15 protein-coding genes and 2 pseudogenes are annotated in these 12,882 nt (G+C 72.4%); 6 read left to right on the top strand and 11 right to left on the bottom strand.

The window, feature by feature from the left end:
* On the bottom strand, window positions 1–943 hold a 943-nt coding region (locus JNW87_RS24865), incomplete at its 3' end, for a DDE-type integrase/transposase/recombinase (RefSeq protein WP_238454488.1).
* A complete protein-coding gene (locus JNW87_RS24860) occupies window positions 940–1,374 on the bottom strand; it encodes a transposase (protein WP_146231231.1) in 435 nt (144 codons plus the stop codon). The genes JNW87_RS24860 and JNW87_RS24865, both read right to left, overlap by 4 nt.
* Before the next feature lie 552 nt (window positions 1,375–1,926).
* Between JNW87_RS24860 and JNW87_RS24855 the strand changes: the two genes are divergently transcribed.
* Window positions 1,927–2,151, top strand: a complete 225-nt coding sequence (locus JNW87_RS24855; RefSeq protein WP_109804461.1) for an SHOCT domain-containing protein — start codon at window positions 1,927–1,929, stop codon at window positions 2,149–2,151.
* A 385-nt stretch (window positions 2,152–2,536) separates the two neighbouring features.
* Here the strand turns inward: JNW87_RS24855 and JNW87_RS24850 are convergent, their stop codons facing one another.
* The 3 genes from JNW87_RS24850 to JNW87_RS24840 all read right to left on the bottom strand — a co-directional run bounded on the left by JNW87_RS24850 (window position 2,537) and on the right by JNW87_RS24840 (window position 4,198).
* A complete protein-coding gene (locus tag JNW87_RS24850; protein WP_201749898.1) occupies window positions 2,537–3,208 on the bottom strand; it encodes a TMEM175 family protein in 672 nt (223 codons plus the stop codon).
* A gap of 221 nt (window positions 3,209–3,429) precedes the next feature.
* On the bottom strand, window positions 3,430–3,615 hold the full coding sequence (locus tag JNW87_RS24845; protein ID WP_238454487.1) for a hypothetical protein: 186 nt from the start codon (window positions 3,613–3,615) through the stop codon (window positions 3,430–3,432).
* A gap of 55 nt (window positions 3,616–3,670) precedes the next feature.
* The gene (locus JNW87_RS24840) at window positions 3,671–4,198 is read right to left on the bottom strand and encodes an SDR family oxidoreductase (RefSeq protein WP_238454486.1); all 528 of its coding nucleotides are present in this window, start codon (window positions 4,196–4,198) and stop codon (window positions 3,671–3,673) included.
* Between the two features lie 103 nt (window positions 4,199–4,301).
* Between JNW87_RS24840 and sigJ the strand changes: the two genes are divergently transcribed.
* Window positions 4,302–5,186 (top strand): RNA polymerase sigma factor SigJ, encoded by an 885-nt coding sequence (gene sigJ / locus JNW87_RS24835; protein ID WP_109804459.1) that lies wholly within the window; start codon window positions 4,302–4,304, stop codon window positions 5,184–5,186.
* Between the two features lie 50 nt (window positions 5,187–5,236).
* Here sigJ and JNW87_RS24830 read toward each other — a convergent pair whose 3' ends face one another.
* Window positions 5,237–5,461, bottom strand: a complete 225-nt coding sequence (locus tag JNW87_RS24830) for a hypothetical protein (RefSeq protein ID WP_109804458.1) — start codon at window positions 5,459–5,461, stop codon at window positions 5,237–5,239.
* A gap of 84 nt (window positions 5,462–5,545) precedes the next feature.
* Here JNW87_RS24830 and JNW87_RS24825 point away from each other — a divergent pair, with 84 nt between their 5' ends.
* The gene (locus JNW87_RS24825; protein ID WP_201749897.1) at window positions 5,546–6,028 is read left to right on the top strand and encodes a MarR family winged helix-turn-helix transcriptional regulator; all 483 of its coding nucleotides are present in this window, start codon (window positions 5,546–5,548) and stop codon (window positions 6,026–6,028) included.
* A 433-nt stretch (window positions 6,029–6,461) separates the two neighbouring features.
* On the opposite strand, the pseudogene JNW87_RS24820 reads toward JNW87_RS24825, so the two are convergent.
* The 3 genes and pseudogenes from JNW87_RS24820 to JNW87_RS24810 form a co-directional block, all read right to left on the bottom strand.
* Window positions 6,462–6,911: pseudogene (locus JNW87_RS24820) on the bottom strand (SRPBCC family protein); the annotation flags it as partial.
* Window positions 6,912–7,036: 125 nt separating this feature from the next.
* On the bottom strand, window positions 7,037–7,666 hold the full coding sequence (locus JNW87_RS24815; protein WP_109804456.1) for a hypothetical protein: 630 nt from the start codon (window positions 7,664–7,666) through the stop codon (window positions 7,037–7,039).
* A 295-nt stretch (window positions 7,667–7,961) separates the two neighbouring features.
* Window positions 7,962–8,579 (bottom strand): pyridoxamine 5'-phosphate oxidase family protein, encoded by a 618-nt coding sequence (locus JNW87_RS24810; protein WP_238454485.1) that lies wholly within the window; start codon window positions 8,577–8,579, stop codon window positions 7,962–7,964.
* 156 nt (window positions 8,580–8,735) lie between these two features.
* Here JNW87_RS24810 and JNW87_RS24805 point away from each other — a divergent pair, with 156 nt between their 5' ends.
* Genes JNW87_RS24805 through JNW87_RS24795 form a run of 3 tightly spaced genes read left to right on the top strand, consistent with a single transcriptional unit; the run spans window position 8,736 to window position 10,890 of the window.
* Window positions 8,736–9,242: a DUF2231 domain-containing protein gene (locus tag JNW87_RS24805; RefSeq protein ID WP_109804454.1), complete on the top strand. Its 507-nt coding sequence runs from the start codon at window positions 8,736–8,738 to the stop codon at window positions 9,240–9,242.
* Window positions 9,239–9,775 carry an Hsp20/alpha crystallin family protein gene (locus JNW87_RS24800; RefSeq protein WP_109804453.1) on the top strand — a complete coding sequence of 179 codons (537 nt, stop codon included), beginning with the start codon at window positions 9,239–9,241 and terminating at the stop codon, window positions 9,773–9,775. Before JNW87_RS24805 ends, JNW87_RS24800 begins: the two co-directional genes overlap by 4 nt.
* Before the next feature lie 8 nt (window positions 9,776–9,783).
* Window positions 9,784–10,890, top strand: a complete 1,107-nt coding sequence (locus JNW87_RS24795) for a glycosyltransferase family 9 protein (RefSeq protein ID WP_238454484.1) — start codon at window positions 9,784–9,786, stop codon at window positions 10,888–10,890.
* 8 nt (window positions 10,891–10,898) lie between these two features.
* Here JNW87_RS24795 and JNW87_RS24790 read toward each other — a convergent pair whose 3' ends face one another.
* Together JNW87_RS24790 and rfaE2 are read right to left on the bottom strand one after the other, a co-directional pair.
* Window positions 10,899–11,777, bottom strand: a complete 879-nt coding sequence (locus tag JNW87_RS24790) for a glycosyltransferase family 2 protein (RefSeq protein ID WP_109802399.1) — start codon at window positions 11,775–11,777, stop codon at window positions 10,899–10,901.
* A pseudogene (gene rfaE2 / locus JNW87_RS24785) lies at window positions 11,774–12,882 on the bottom strand (D-glycero-beta-D-manno-heptose 1-phosphate adenylyltransferase); the annotation flags it as partial. The gene JNW87_RS24790 and the pseudogene rfaE2, both read right to left, overlap by 4 nt.

Here is a 12,882-nt window from a genome sequence, read left to right as displayed (position 1 = left end):
GTGGGCGGGGTCGGTCGGGCGAAGGCGTTCGGGGTGGGCGGCGCGGGCAGGCGTCGAGGGTGGCCTGGCGGGCGTCGTCGACCGGGCCGGTGGTGGCGAAGTGCACCGAGGCCGGGGTGTGCCAGCCGATCCCGGAATGGCGATGAACGTGGTTGTACTCGGTGAAGAACCCGTCGCAGAACGCTCGGGCAGCGGACAGGCTCGGGAACGATCCGGGAAAGTCGTGCAGATACTTCAGGGTCTTGAACTGCGCTTCGGAGAACGGATTGTCGTCCGATACCTGGGGCCGGGAGTGGGTCCGGGTCACGCCGAGATTGACCAGCAACGCCGATACCGGCTGCGAGGTCATCGAGGTCCCGCGGTCAGCGTGCACGGTGTGCGGGACCTGCCCGTTACGGGCGATGGCCTCGTCGATGAAGTCACGGGCCAGGACGGAGTCCTCGGCCGCGGCGATAATCCAGCCCGGGTTGTACCGGGAGTAGATATCGATCAACACGTACAGGTGGTACCAGACTCCTTTCACCGGTCCGCGGATCTTGGTGATGTCCCAGGACCACACCTGAGACGGAGCGTCGGCGACCAGCTCGGGTTTGACCTTCGCCGGGTGGGTGGCCTGCCGGCGTCGTTCCCGGCTCTGACCCGCGGCCGCTGCGATCCGGTACATGCTCGACAGAGAGCACCAGTACCGCCCCTCGTCGAGCTCACGGATGAAGATCTGCCCGATCGACAAGTCGCTGTAGCCGGCACGGTTGATCACCTGCAGGACCGCGGCCCGCTCACCGTCGTTGAGGGCCTGCGGACCCGGCCGGCGCCGCTGCTTCGGCCCGTGGACCTTGCCACCAGCGTGACGGTAATGCGTGGCACGAGCGCGTCCCAGCAGCCGCCACGCCGTCCTGACCGGCGTCCCCACGCCCGTCAGGGCCTGCAGCGTCTGCTCGATCACCGGCTCGACGAGGGCGGCGTGTCCGAGCCCTCGGCCAACGACGCCAAGAGCTCGTGTGCTTTTCCCATGATCGACAACGCTGCCTGCGTCTGCGCCAGCTTCGCATTCAACCGGGCGTTCTCGACCCGCAGCCGCTCGGTCTCGCGTTCGGCACGCGACAACCGCGAGGTAACCGCAGATGACGCCGCGGACGAACGCGTCGTCGTACCAGGTGCCACGCCGGTGTCCCGGGCACGGCTCCATTCCTGCACATGGGAGTGGAACAACCCTTCCCGCCGCAGGACTGCAGACTTCTCACCGTGCGGGGCGGCCTCGTACTCGGCCACGATCGCGGCCTTGTACTCGGCGGTGAAGCTACGCCGAGTCGGGCGCGGCGCCGGATCAACCGGCTCCGACCTACTCTGCTCGGCGGACTGCATGTTGCTGCTCACGTACACATCTCCAGTCACGCCCTACAAGCCAACCCCGATCGCCGGGGTGTCTCACACCAGCCTGACAGAGAGGGCCTCGTCGCGGTGCCGCCTATGGCTTGATAGGTCACGCCTTGGCCGCCGCCGTCTTTCTGGTCGTGTTCCTGGTTGACCCTGAAGACCCAGCCGACCGTGCCGCAGCCGCGGTGGGTCTGTCGACCCTGACAAGCATTGTCGGATCCGTGGTCACAGTGGGCGTCGCAATCCGACATTTCAGACGAGGCGACCGGGACAAGCTGTTGGCGGCCATGCTCACGTCCTGGACCACGGGCACAGTCATCGGAATCCTTGCCGCCGGCATGGTGCTCCTTAGGACGTCGGAGTGGAGTAGTCATTGCCCCTGCGACCCGCCCATCTCCTTGTTCTGATGACGCCAGCGAGCTGACGCTCTGGACCGCCCCGATAGGTGGTCGGTCCGCATCTAGCCGGACGTGGACCGGTGCGACGGTGCAGGTCAAGCCAGGTCACCGCCTGCCTGCCAAATGTTGCCCAGCCTCTCTACGCTTACGCGCCATGGAGGTCATCATCCCGGTCATCATCGTTCTAGCCATCGTCTCGTTCATCTGGGGCCGGGCCCACGACAGTTGGTTCGCGAGGAAGATCGGCGAGGAGGTCGGCGGGCAGCGCTCGCACGATGACCCGGTTGTCCTGCTTGAGAAGCTGCACCAGCTCAAGGAAACCGGCGCGCTAACCGAAGCCGAGTACGAAGCCCAGAAGGCCCGCATCCTCGACAAGTAATGCCCTCGGCGAGTGAGTCACAGCGCGTGCCCGTCGCCGAGGGGACAGCAGGGAATGCGACAGCATCTGGTCCCAAGATGATGTTCCCGGGAGCGACGTGAGCGGTCCCCATCTAGTCCGCAGAGGTCGACGGACAGCCAGGGAGCGGTGTGAGATGCCGAGAGCCGTTTCCGCTGCTAGACCCGCATGTCTCCGCCCTCTGGGACGACACCTGGACCGATATCGGCGGCACGCCGCCCTGATCACCGCCCTGCACCGCAACCCCCTGGTCCACGCCCGCTCCCCGTTCGGCCCGACGAAGACCCGCTCCCGCCAGGACACACCCGCGACTAACCCCGATCTCCTAATGCACCCGCGCCGACGAGGCAGGGACGTCCTCGTCGGGTCACTCCCGGCCGCCGCGCCGGCGCCTCTCCCTGGCGAGCTCGCCGCGGATCGGCAGCCAGTAGAAGGGGATCAACGCGGTGATCATGGCCACGCCGAGGACGGGGAGCAGGGCGCCGAGCAGGGTTCCGGCGGCGATCCAGAGAGGAGCGAGCCGGAACCGCCTGCTGATGGCTCTCGCACCGGCGGAATCGACGGTGGTGTCGAGCAGCCGGTGACCTCGGCTCGCGTACCCCCAGATGGCGTTGAACAGCGAGGCTGCCAGCCCGAGCGCGATGCCGTAGAAGACGACGGCCGTCCGTTGCCCGTGGCCCTCGCGGAACGCGGCGGCCAGAACGGAAGCGGCGAATGGCAGGAATGCGATGCTCATCAGCAGCAGGGTGTTGAGCAGCAGCACCACCCAGTCGACGCCACGGAGGTGGTCGAACATCAGGTGGTGGTTGGCCCACACCTGCCCGATGAGCAGGAACGTGAGGGCGTACGCCAGGTAGGACGGCCAGAGCGCGGCGAGGCTGTGGGTCAGGTGCCGGGTGTCCTCCGGCGGGCGGATCTCCAGGACGAGCAGGGTGATGGAGATGGCGAAGACCGCGTCGCTGAAGGCGACGAGCCGGGCGGGGTTGCGCGCCACGCCGAGCGCCGTCGACCGTCCTGGTCCACGAACAGGTTCTGCCATCGCCCAAGACTGAGACACGTAGCGCCGCTGGCTGCGGAGCCGAGCCGCGTGTCATCCAACCCGTGACCGTTTGTGGTCAAGGCACCGATCTGTGCGCCGGATGCGCGAGGTCGTAGGTTGGGCGCCTCGCGCGCCCGCTGGCGTGGGTGATCGTGGCGGCGGGCGACCGGGAGTGAGCGCGGGACGCGCGGCGGGCCGGGACGGCCGCCGCGCTGCGGCGCTCAGCGGGTCGGCTGCACCCGTTCGGCCAGGAAGGCCTCCCAGGTCCGCGCGCCCACGTCGGCGCCGTCGAGCGTCAGGTTCTCGCCCGCCCGGTACGCCCGGCCGGCCCTCCCGGGCATCCGTACCGGCAGCATCGGGCGGCGCTTGCCGCGTGCCCGCAGGTAGCCGCGGGCCAGCTCGGCCATCCCGTACACCCGGGGGCGGCCAGGTCGGGCACCAGGCCGGCGGGCTTGTCCAGCGTCAGTTCCGCGAGCCGGCCGCCACGTCCCGCGCGTCGACCGGCTGGAGCCGGAGCCCGCCCGGGACCGGTATCACCGGCAGCTTTGCCATCCTCTCCATCATGGTGAGGGTCAGGTCGTGGAACTGGGCGGCCCGCAGCGTCGTCCAGGGCAGGCCGGAGTCGGTGATCGCCCGCTCCGCGTCCAGCTTGGACCGGAGCCAACTGAGGGGGACCCGGTCCGCGCCGATGACCGAGATGTACACCAGGTGCCGCACCCCGGCCCGCGACGCGGCCCGGACCAGGTTCCGGGTCGCCTCGTCGTCGCCCTTGGGCCCGCCGGCGAGGTGCAGGACGGTCTCGGCGGCGGCCACCGCGGCCTCGACTCCCGCGCCGGTGAGCAGGTCACCGGTGACGTGTGCGGCATTGCTTCCGGGCTGGTGCCGGCCCCGGCTGAGCACCCGCACGTCCTGGCCCGCCTCGCGCAGGAGCGGTACGACGAGGCGGCCGAGGGTGCCGGTGCCACCGGTGACCAGGATGGGTGACGTCATGGCTGCTCCAAACTCGTTCGGTCCGGGAGTCGATCTCCCGGTCACGTCGGCGGTGTTTCGTGGGTCTACCGCTGTGACACCCGGCGAGAAGGGGATGTGACCGGTGGATGAGCGCGAATTTCTGAGCGAGCGTTTCGAGGAGCAGCGGAGCCGGCTGCGGGCGGTGGCGTACCGGATGCTCGGTTCGACGAGCGAGGCGGACGACGCCCTCCAGGACGCCTGGCTGCGGGTCAGTCGCGCCGACACCAGCGAGGTGGAGAACCTCGGTGGGTGGCTGACCACGGTGGTGGCGCGGGTCTGCCTGAACATGCTGCGGGCCCGGGCGCACCGGCGGGAGGAGCCGCTCGACGTGCGGGTGCCCGATCCGATCATCAGCCCGGAGTCCGGCGTCGACCCCGAGCGGGAGGCGGTGCTCGCCGACTCGGTCGGGCTGGCGCTGCTGGTGGTGCTGGAGACGCTGACGCCGGCCGAGCGGCTCGCGTTCGTGCTGCATGACATGTTCGCCGTGCCGTTCGAGGAGATCGCCCCGATGATCGAGCGGACCCCGACCGCCGCCCGGCAGTTGGCGAGCCGGGCCCGCCGCCGGGTACGCGGGCAGGCCCCCGAGCCCGATCCGGACGCCAGCCGCCAGCGGGAGGTCGTCAGCGCGTTCTTCGCCGCCGCCCACGACGGCGACTTCGACGCGCTCGTCTCGGTGCTCCACCCCGACGTGGTGCTGCGGGCCGACGGCGGGCTCACGCGAGCCCGTCAGACGGTGGTGCTCACCGGCGCGCGCACGGTGGCCGGGCAGGCGCTCACCTTCGGGCGGCTCTCCCCGTTCGCGCGCCCGGCGCTGGTCAACGGCGCCGCCGGGGTCGTGGTCGTCGTACAGGGGCGGCCGGTCTCGGTCATGGGCTTCACCGTCGCGGCCGGGAAGATCGTCGCGATCGACGTGCTCTCCGACCCCGAGCGGCTCGGCAAGCTCGACCTGTCCGTCCTCGACGGCTGACCAGCGGCACGGCGGTGGCAGGGTGCCCGTCGCGGATCCGGGGACTCAGGTCAGCGGCCGCGGCGGGCCTCGCGCTCGGCGCGCTTGCGCTCGCGCTGCTCCCGGCTCCACTGCTTGCGCTTCTCCAGGTCCCGCTTCCACTGTTCGCGCGCCTCCTGCGAGCCGCCGTGGACGGCGTTGTCGACCGTCGCGGGGCCGGCAAGGTTCCGGTAGACCCAGTCCAGGATCCGGCCGCCCTTGCCCTGATCGTCCGGAGTCTTGTGCTCCTCCGCCATGTGTCCCACCCCTCACCATTGGTAGTCCAACGATTGGTACGCAAACTATTGGTACGGTAACAGCGAGAGGGAGGGACCGATCGGATGGGTGACCTGAGCGACATCGATGATCCGCTGGCGCTGGAACAGCAGGTCTGTTTCGCCCTCTCCGTCGCGGCCCGGGGAGTGGTGGCCGTCTACCGCCCGCTGCTCGAACCGATGGGACTCACCCACCCGCAGTACCTGGTGATGCTGGCCCTCTGGCAGCACGCACCCCTGTCCGTACGCGAGCTGAGCCGCCGCCTGCAACTCGACCCGGGCACCCTGTCGCCCCTGCTCAAGCGGCTGGAGGCGACCGGCTACCTCCGGCGCGAGCGCGATCCGGCCGACGAACGCAGCCTCGCCGTGACGCTCACCGCCAAGGGCCGGGCGCTGCGGAGCCAGGCCGAGCGGATCCCCCCGGCCATCGTCGAGCGGCTGGGCATGCCGGTCGAGGACCTCAAGCGCCTGCACGCCACGCTGACCGACGTCATCGAGGCGGCGCGGCAGGCGTCGAAGGCGCCTCCCGCCAACGCCGGCGCGGAGTAGCGCGGCGCAGCCGCTACCGCCCGGCGTACCGCCCATCGTGGGGCCGGCTGGCGTCCGGACGAGGCGCACCGGCAGCACCCTTCGTCGGCGACCATGGACACGGGTGAGCCCGGCGGGCTCGGCTGCGGGCCGGCCCGCCGGGCTCACGCCGGCAGGGAGGTGACGCGCGTCAGAGGTTGCGGCGCGGGTCGGCCGGGTCGGCCGGGAAGGTCCGGGGCGTGGGGACGTCGGTCACCACGTACTCGGTCTCAATCTCCCGCGCGGTGTCGTCGTCGCTCGACCGCTGCTTGGCCAGTCCCGTCGCGCCGGCCGCGGTCGCGCCCGCGACGGCGGGGCCGGCCGCGACGGCCTTGCCGGAGACGCCGGCCTTGCCGTCGTCGCCCCGCGAGGAGGCGGCGTGCTCCACGCCCGGGGTGCCGAGGTTGCGACCCTCGTCGATCGTGCCGCGCCAGGCGCCGGTCTCGGTGCCCCGGCTCTCGATGTACGACTTGAACTTCTCCAGGTCCGCCTCGGCCCGCTTCTCGACGATGTGCAGCTTGTCGCCGGTCTTCTCGACCAGCCCCTCGGGCTCGTACTCGAGGGAGAGCCGGACCTGGGTGCGGCCGGTGCCGACCGGCTGGAAGTAGACGGCGCCGGCGTTGGTGGCGCCCTCGGTGGCGGCCCAGGCCACCTTGCGGTCCGGGACCTGCTCCAGGACCTTGGCGTCCCACTCACGCTTCACGCCCGCGATCTCGGCGACCCAGTGCATCCGCTTGTCGTCGAGCTGGCGTACCTCCTGGACGCCCCCCATGAAGCGGGGGAACTCCTCGAACTGGGTCCACTGGTTGTAGGCGGTGCTGACCGGAACGTTGACTTCGATGGACTTCTCGACCTTCGTGGTCATGGGCACTCCTTGTCGGTGAGTCGTCTTCTCGCGTCCACAGGACTTCCTACCCGGGCTGGTGGCGCTCAATCGGAACGTCTCCGGGCACAAGAGACGGACGCGGGGGAAGGCTCCGCGTCCGGGTCTCAGCCGTCCTCGCGGTCCGGGCTCTCCAGGCGGAAGAAGTTGCTCTGCTTCCCGTCGGAGCGCTCCTCCTGGTAGATGAAGTTCAGCCGGCGCTCGTCGAACGCGCGGAACCACTCGTCCCAGCTGATCTCGCGCAGTCGCGCCTCGCGGCCGTTGGCCGGGAAGTCGAGGCGCAGCACCCCGGCGTGCCCGTCGTGCTCGCTGCCGTCGACCGTGGTCGGTACGCCCTTGCGCGCCTCGGCCCACCGCCGGATCACCTCGTGGTCGGTGGCGACCAGGCTGCGCCCCGGTCGGTCCGGCTCGTCGTCGATCGAGGTGATCTCCTGGGAGTACCTGATCGACTTCGAGGTGTGCTGGCCGGTGCGGACGCCGCCACCGGACGAACCCGCGCCGCCCCGCGGACCCGAGCCGTCACGCAGGTTCTTGACCAGGGCCTTGACCAGGTCGTCCTTGTGCATGTCGGCGGTGTCGGTGACGCCGTGGCTGCGCAGCCGGCTGCGCAGCTCGTCGACCTTGAGGCGGGCGATCTCGCTCTCGCTGATGTCGGGGGTGTTCGGGGTCTGGTTACCCGGCGGGTTCCTGGTCGCGGTGGAACCGCTGCCGCGCCCCGAGCTGTTCTGCGTCGGCATCGAACATCATCCTTTCCTCGACCCGTGTTCAGGGGGTACAGCGCCGCGTGGCGCGGTGGGCCGTCCCTTGATCTGTGCCCTCAGCCGGCCGCCCAAACGTCAGCCGTCCGCCGCCGGCTCGGGCAGCTCACGCAGCGCGCGGACCGGGGAGAAGACCACCCAGAGCAGGCCGGCGAGGGCCCCGACGGTGGCGACCAGAGCGCCGGTCGTACGCCGAGGGCCTGGCCGAGCTCATAAAGATGTCTTTAGCAACGCCTCGAGCACGTCCGACCCGGGCCGGGCCGGACCGAAGCGATCAGGAGTAGATGCGGGTGGCGTACTCCGGGCCGTAGTGGCGCTCCAGGTCGGCGAGGCTCTCCACGGGAGCCTCCACCTCCTTGATCAGTCGGGGCCGGGACGGCAGCGCCTCCGGCCGCCAGGTCTCCGGCTGCCACAGCTCGGAGCGGAGGAACGCCTTGGCGCAGTGGTAGAAGATCTGCCCGACCCGCACCTCCACGGCGAGCACCGGGCGGTGCCCCCGCACCACCATGTCGGCGAAGTACGGCGCGTCCCGGACCAGCCGGGCCCGGCCGTTGATCCGCAGCGTGTCGGTGCGCCCGGGGATCAGGTAGATCAGCCCGACGTGTGGGTTGTCCAGGATGTTGCGGTACCCGTCCGCCCGGCGGTTGCCCGGCCGCTCCGGGATCGCGATCGTCGTCTCGTCCAGCACCCGGGTGAAGCCGGGCGGGTCGCCCTTCGGCGAGACGTCGCAGCTGCCGTCCGCGCCCGCCGTGGCGACCAGGCAGAACGGCGAGGCGGCCAGCCACTGCCGGTCCCGCTCGTGCAGCACCGTCCGCTCCTTGGCCACGGCCCGGGGCATCGGCGTCCCCAGCAGCTCGCGCAGCTCCTCGTGCGAGGTGATCTCCGCCGTCACGTGTTCCTCCCCCGTCCGTTGACCCGGGTGGGCCGGTGGAACGGCCGGCCCCGCCGCGACCAGCCTAGGCGAGCGCGTCGAACGCGAGGTTTCCCCGGGAGCCCGACGGGTACCGCCTAAGCCGCAGCGCGCTCGGACGCGACGATGGAGGCCACCATGGAGAGCCGACTGAAGGTGCTCGGCCACCCCGTGCACCCGATGCTGGTGATGTTCCCGGTGGCGCTCCTGGTCACCGCGGTGATCTTCGACGTGGTGGACACCGTCGGCGGGCCCGACCTCCTCGGCGAGGTGGCGTACTGGAACATCACCGTCGGTCTGATCGGGGGCCTGCTGGCCGCGGCGGCCGGCAGCGTCGACCTGCTCGCCCTCCCCACCGGCACCCGGGCGAAGCGGGTGGGCCTCACCCACGCCGCCGCCAACGTCGCGGTGATCCTGCTCTTCGCCGCGATCTGGGTGGTCCGGCTCAACGCCGACTCCCGCGCCGCCGGGGGCGCCCTGATCGCCATCGAGGTGGTGGCCGTGGCGATCCTCGGCATCAGCGCCTGGCTCGGCGGTGAGCTGGTCGACCGGCTCGGCGTCGGGGTCGACCCGCAGGCCGACCTGAACGCTCCCAGCTCGCTGCGACCCCCCACGGCCAACCAGCGGATCGGAGACGTGCGATGACGGAACAGTCGAGCGGTCGGGGCTGGCGCGGCCGCCAGCAGGGGTGGGACCCGATGGGCGAGCTGCAGTCGCTGCGTTCGGAGCTCAGCCGCCTGGTCGGCGGCCGCTCGGCCTCGCCCGACGTCGAACTGACCGAGACCGCCGACGGTTGGGAGGTCGTCGCCCGGCTGCCCGGGGTGGCGCCGGAGGAGGTGGCCGTCGAGCTGGACGACCGGGAGCTCTGCGTCCGGGCCCGCTCGGAGGCCGAGGTCAACGCCGACCAGGGCATCCCGGGCGGCTTCGAGACGCGCGGCTTCGAGTATCGGGTCGACCTGCCGTCCCGGGTGGACCCGGACCGGATCGACGCGGTGATGGACCACGGCCTGCTCCGGGTCCGACTGCCCCGGGCGTCCCGGCCCGCCCCGCGGACCATCACCGTCGGGCGCACCGGCTCCCGACCCGCCCGCACCGGTACGACCACCCTGGCCGATCCGGCCGCGGACCGGGAGATGCACCACCCGGACACCACGGTCGACGAGATCGACCGGCCCTAGCGGCGCGCGTGGACACCCCGTCCCTGCTCGGGCCGGTCGGCGAGCGGGTGCCCGAGGTCGAGCGGATCGCCGTGCTGCGGGCCAACGCGCTCGGCGACTTCATCTTCACCCTGCCCGCGCTGGAGGCGCTGCGGGCCGCGTACCCGTCGGCGGAGATCGTGCTGCTCGGCGCGCCCTGGCACGCGAAGCTCTGGCGCGACCGGCCCGGCCCGGTGGACCGGGTGCTGGTGGTCCCGCCCGCGCCCGGCATCCGCGACCCCGGCCCCGACGAAGCCGGCCCCGCCCTGGACGACTTCCTCGCCGCGGCCCGCGACGAACGCTTCGATCTGGCGTTGCAGCTGCACGGCGGCGGCCGCAACTCCAATCCACTCGTCGCCGGGCTGGGCGCCCGGGTCACCGCCGGGCCGCGCGCCGAGGACGCCCCGCCGCTGGACCGCTGGATCCGGTACGTCTACTACCAGCACGAGGTGATCCGCTACCTGGAGGTCGCCGCCCTGGTGGGGGCGCCGGCCACCACGATCGTCCCGGCCCTCGCGGTGACCGAGGCGGACCGCGCGGAGGCCCGGCGGGTGCTCGGCGAGCCGCGGCAGCCCCGGGTGGCGCTGCATCCGGGGGCCACCGACACCCGGCGGCGCTGGCCGTCGGAGCGGTTCGGCGAGGTCGCCCGCGCCCTGGTCGGCGACGGGTACGAGGTGCTGGTCACCGGCACGCCCGCCGAGCGAGAGGTGGTCGAGGCGGTGGTCGCGGCGGCCGGGGTGCCGGTACGCCCGCAGGTCGGCACGCTCAGCCTCGGCGGGCTGGCCGCCTGCTACGCCGGTTGCGCGCTGATGGTCTCCAACGACACCGGCCCGCTGCACCTGGCCGCCGCCGTCGGCACCCCGACGGTCGGCGTCTACTGGATCGGCAACCTGATCAACGGGGCCACCCCGCTGCGCGCCCGGCACCGGCCGATCGCCTCCTGGACGACGCAGTGCCCGGTCTGCGGCATGGACTGCACCCGGGATATCTACCCGCACCGCCCCGGCGACGGCGACTGCCCGCACCGGGACTCCTTCGTCGCCGACGTGCCCACGGTCGAGGTGGTCGAGGCGGCCCGCGAACTGCTTCGCGGCTGATCGGGCGCTCAGGCGGGCTGCGGGGTGTCGGACTCGGTGAGGACGACCTCCCAGGCCTCCACGTCCCGCTCGGTCACCGTGGTCGGCGTCTCCAGGTGGTACGCCCCGCTGGGCAGCACACCCGCGCCGCCGTGCCGGGCCATCACCGCGAGCTGCGCGGCCACGTCCTCGCCCTGGTGCCGCTCGGGCAGCCGCCGCCAGAACTCGAAGCCACCGGCGTCGACCAGCTTCGCCCGGTCGTAGAGCACGCAGCCGCCGATCCAGGAGATCTTGTACGCGCGCCACGCGCCCGCCGGCAGCCGCAGCTTCTCGGTGACGTGCAGCAGGTTCGCCGCCGGGTGGATCTGCGCCCGGTCCCAGGCCGGCGTGCCGGGGCGTACCCGCTCCGGGGTCGGGGTGCCCTGCCACTCCTCGTAGTGCCCGTGCGTGTCCGGCCGCACGTCGTCGGCGTAGGACAGGCCGTGCACCGCATTGCCGACGAATCCGCAGCCCAGCTCGCGGATCGCGGTGACCAGCCGGGACAGCGTGCCCGGCTCCAGCCAGACGTCGTCGTCGAGGCAGAGGACGTACCGGGCGACGGACCGGTCCAGCAGGTAGGCGCGATGTTCGGCCAGCCCGCGCCGGGGTAGCCGGCGGGTCAGCAGCACCGGGTGGCCCCGGTGGCGCAGCGCCCGGACCATGGTGGCCGCCGCCGGGTGGAGGTACGCGGCCTCGTCGTCGGACTGGTCGCTGACCACCACCCCGAAGTCGGGTACGCCCTCCTGGGCGGCCAGCCCGGAGAGAGTGACCGCCAGCTCGGCCGGGCGGTTGCGGGTGGGGATCAGCACGTCGAGCTGCCGCTGCCGGCGGAACTCCGCGGGCGCGCCGAGGTCGAGCGGTCGGTTCACGTCCGCCTGCCGGGCGCGCCGTCGGTGACGGTCGAGGGCTGCGGCGCGGCGCCGTTGCCGCTGACGGACTGCGCCGCGGCGCCGTTGCCGGTGGCCGACTGCGCCCGGATCCGGTCGATGATCGCCGAGGTGGACCGGTCCGGCACGTAGCCGAGGGTGCGCACCTGGCCGCCCAGCCGGCGGACCAGCGGCGCCTCCGGCACCATCTCCGGCGGGTAGTCGCCGCCCTTGACGTAGACGTCCGGGCGGACCGCCTCGATCAGCGGCGCCGGCGAGTCCTCCTCGAAGACCACCACGTGGTCGACGCACTCCAGGGCGGCGAGCAGCGCGGTCCGGTCCTCGACCGGGTTCACCGGCCGGTCCGGCCCCTTGAGCCGGCGTACGCTGCCGTCCGAGTTGACCGCCACGACCAGGAGATCGCCCAGCGCGCGGGCCTGGGTCAGGTAGCGGACGTGCCCCGGGTGCAGCACGTCGAAGCACCCGTTGGTGAAGACCACCGAGCGGCCGGAGCGCCGGTGGTCCTCGACGATCGAGGCCAGCTCGTCGGCGCGACCAGGGTCGGGTGGCCGGTCTCGTCCCGCCCGGCGCCCAGCGCTTCCAGCAGGTCCTCCCGCCGGCACACGCAGGTGCCGGTGTCGGAGACCGTGATGGTCGCGGCGAGCTGGGCGAGCTGGGCGGCGGTGGGCAGCGTCGCTTCGGCCGCCAGCGCCAGCGTCATCGCCGCCAGGTACGCGTCCCCGGCGCCGACCGCGTGGCTGGCCGGTACCGGGGTGCTGTGGCTGCGTCGGGGCTCCCCGTCGGCCCCGCCGACCACCGCACCCTCGGTGTCCAGGGTCACCGCCACCACGTCGGCGCCGGTGTGCGCGCGCAGCTCGGCCAGGCGTGACTCGGCCAGCACCGCCCGGTCGACCCCCTCGCCGGCTGCCGCGTTAACGGTGACACCGGTGCCGGTCACGCTGAGCCCGTCGCCGGTCATCGCACCCGGTCCTCGCCGGGCGTCGGCTCCCCGGTCGGCCCGCCGCCCCCGCGCCGTCCGGCCGGGCCGAAGTTCGCGCCCCGGTCCGCCGCGCGCGGGTGGGCGTCCGCCGACCGGGTGCCGGTCGGG

It is taken from the genome of Micromonospora sp. ATA51, from assembly GCF_016802855.1.
Lineage (GTDB): Bacteria > Actinomycetota > Actinomycetes > Mycobacteriales > Micromonosporaceae > Micromonospora > Micromonospora sicca.
Note: the sequence above shows the minus strand (reverse complement) of the source record. Positions and strands in the feature narration are given on the sequence as shown.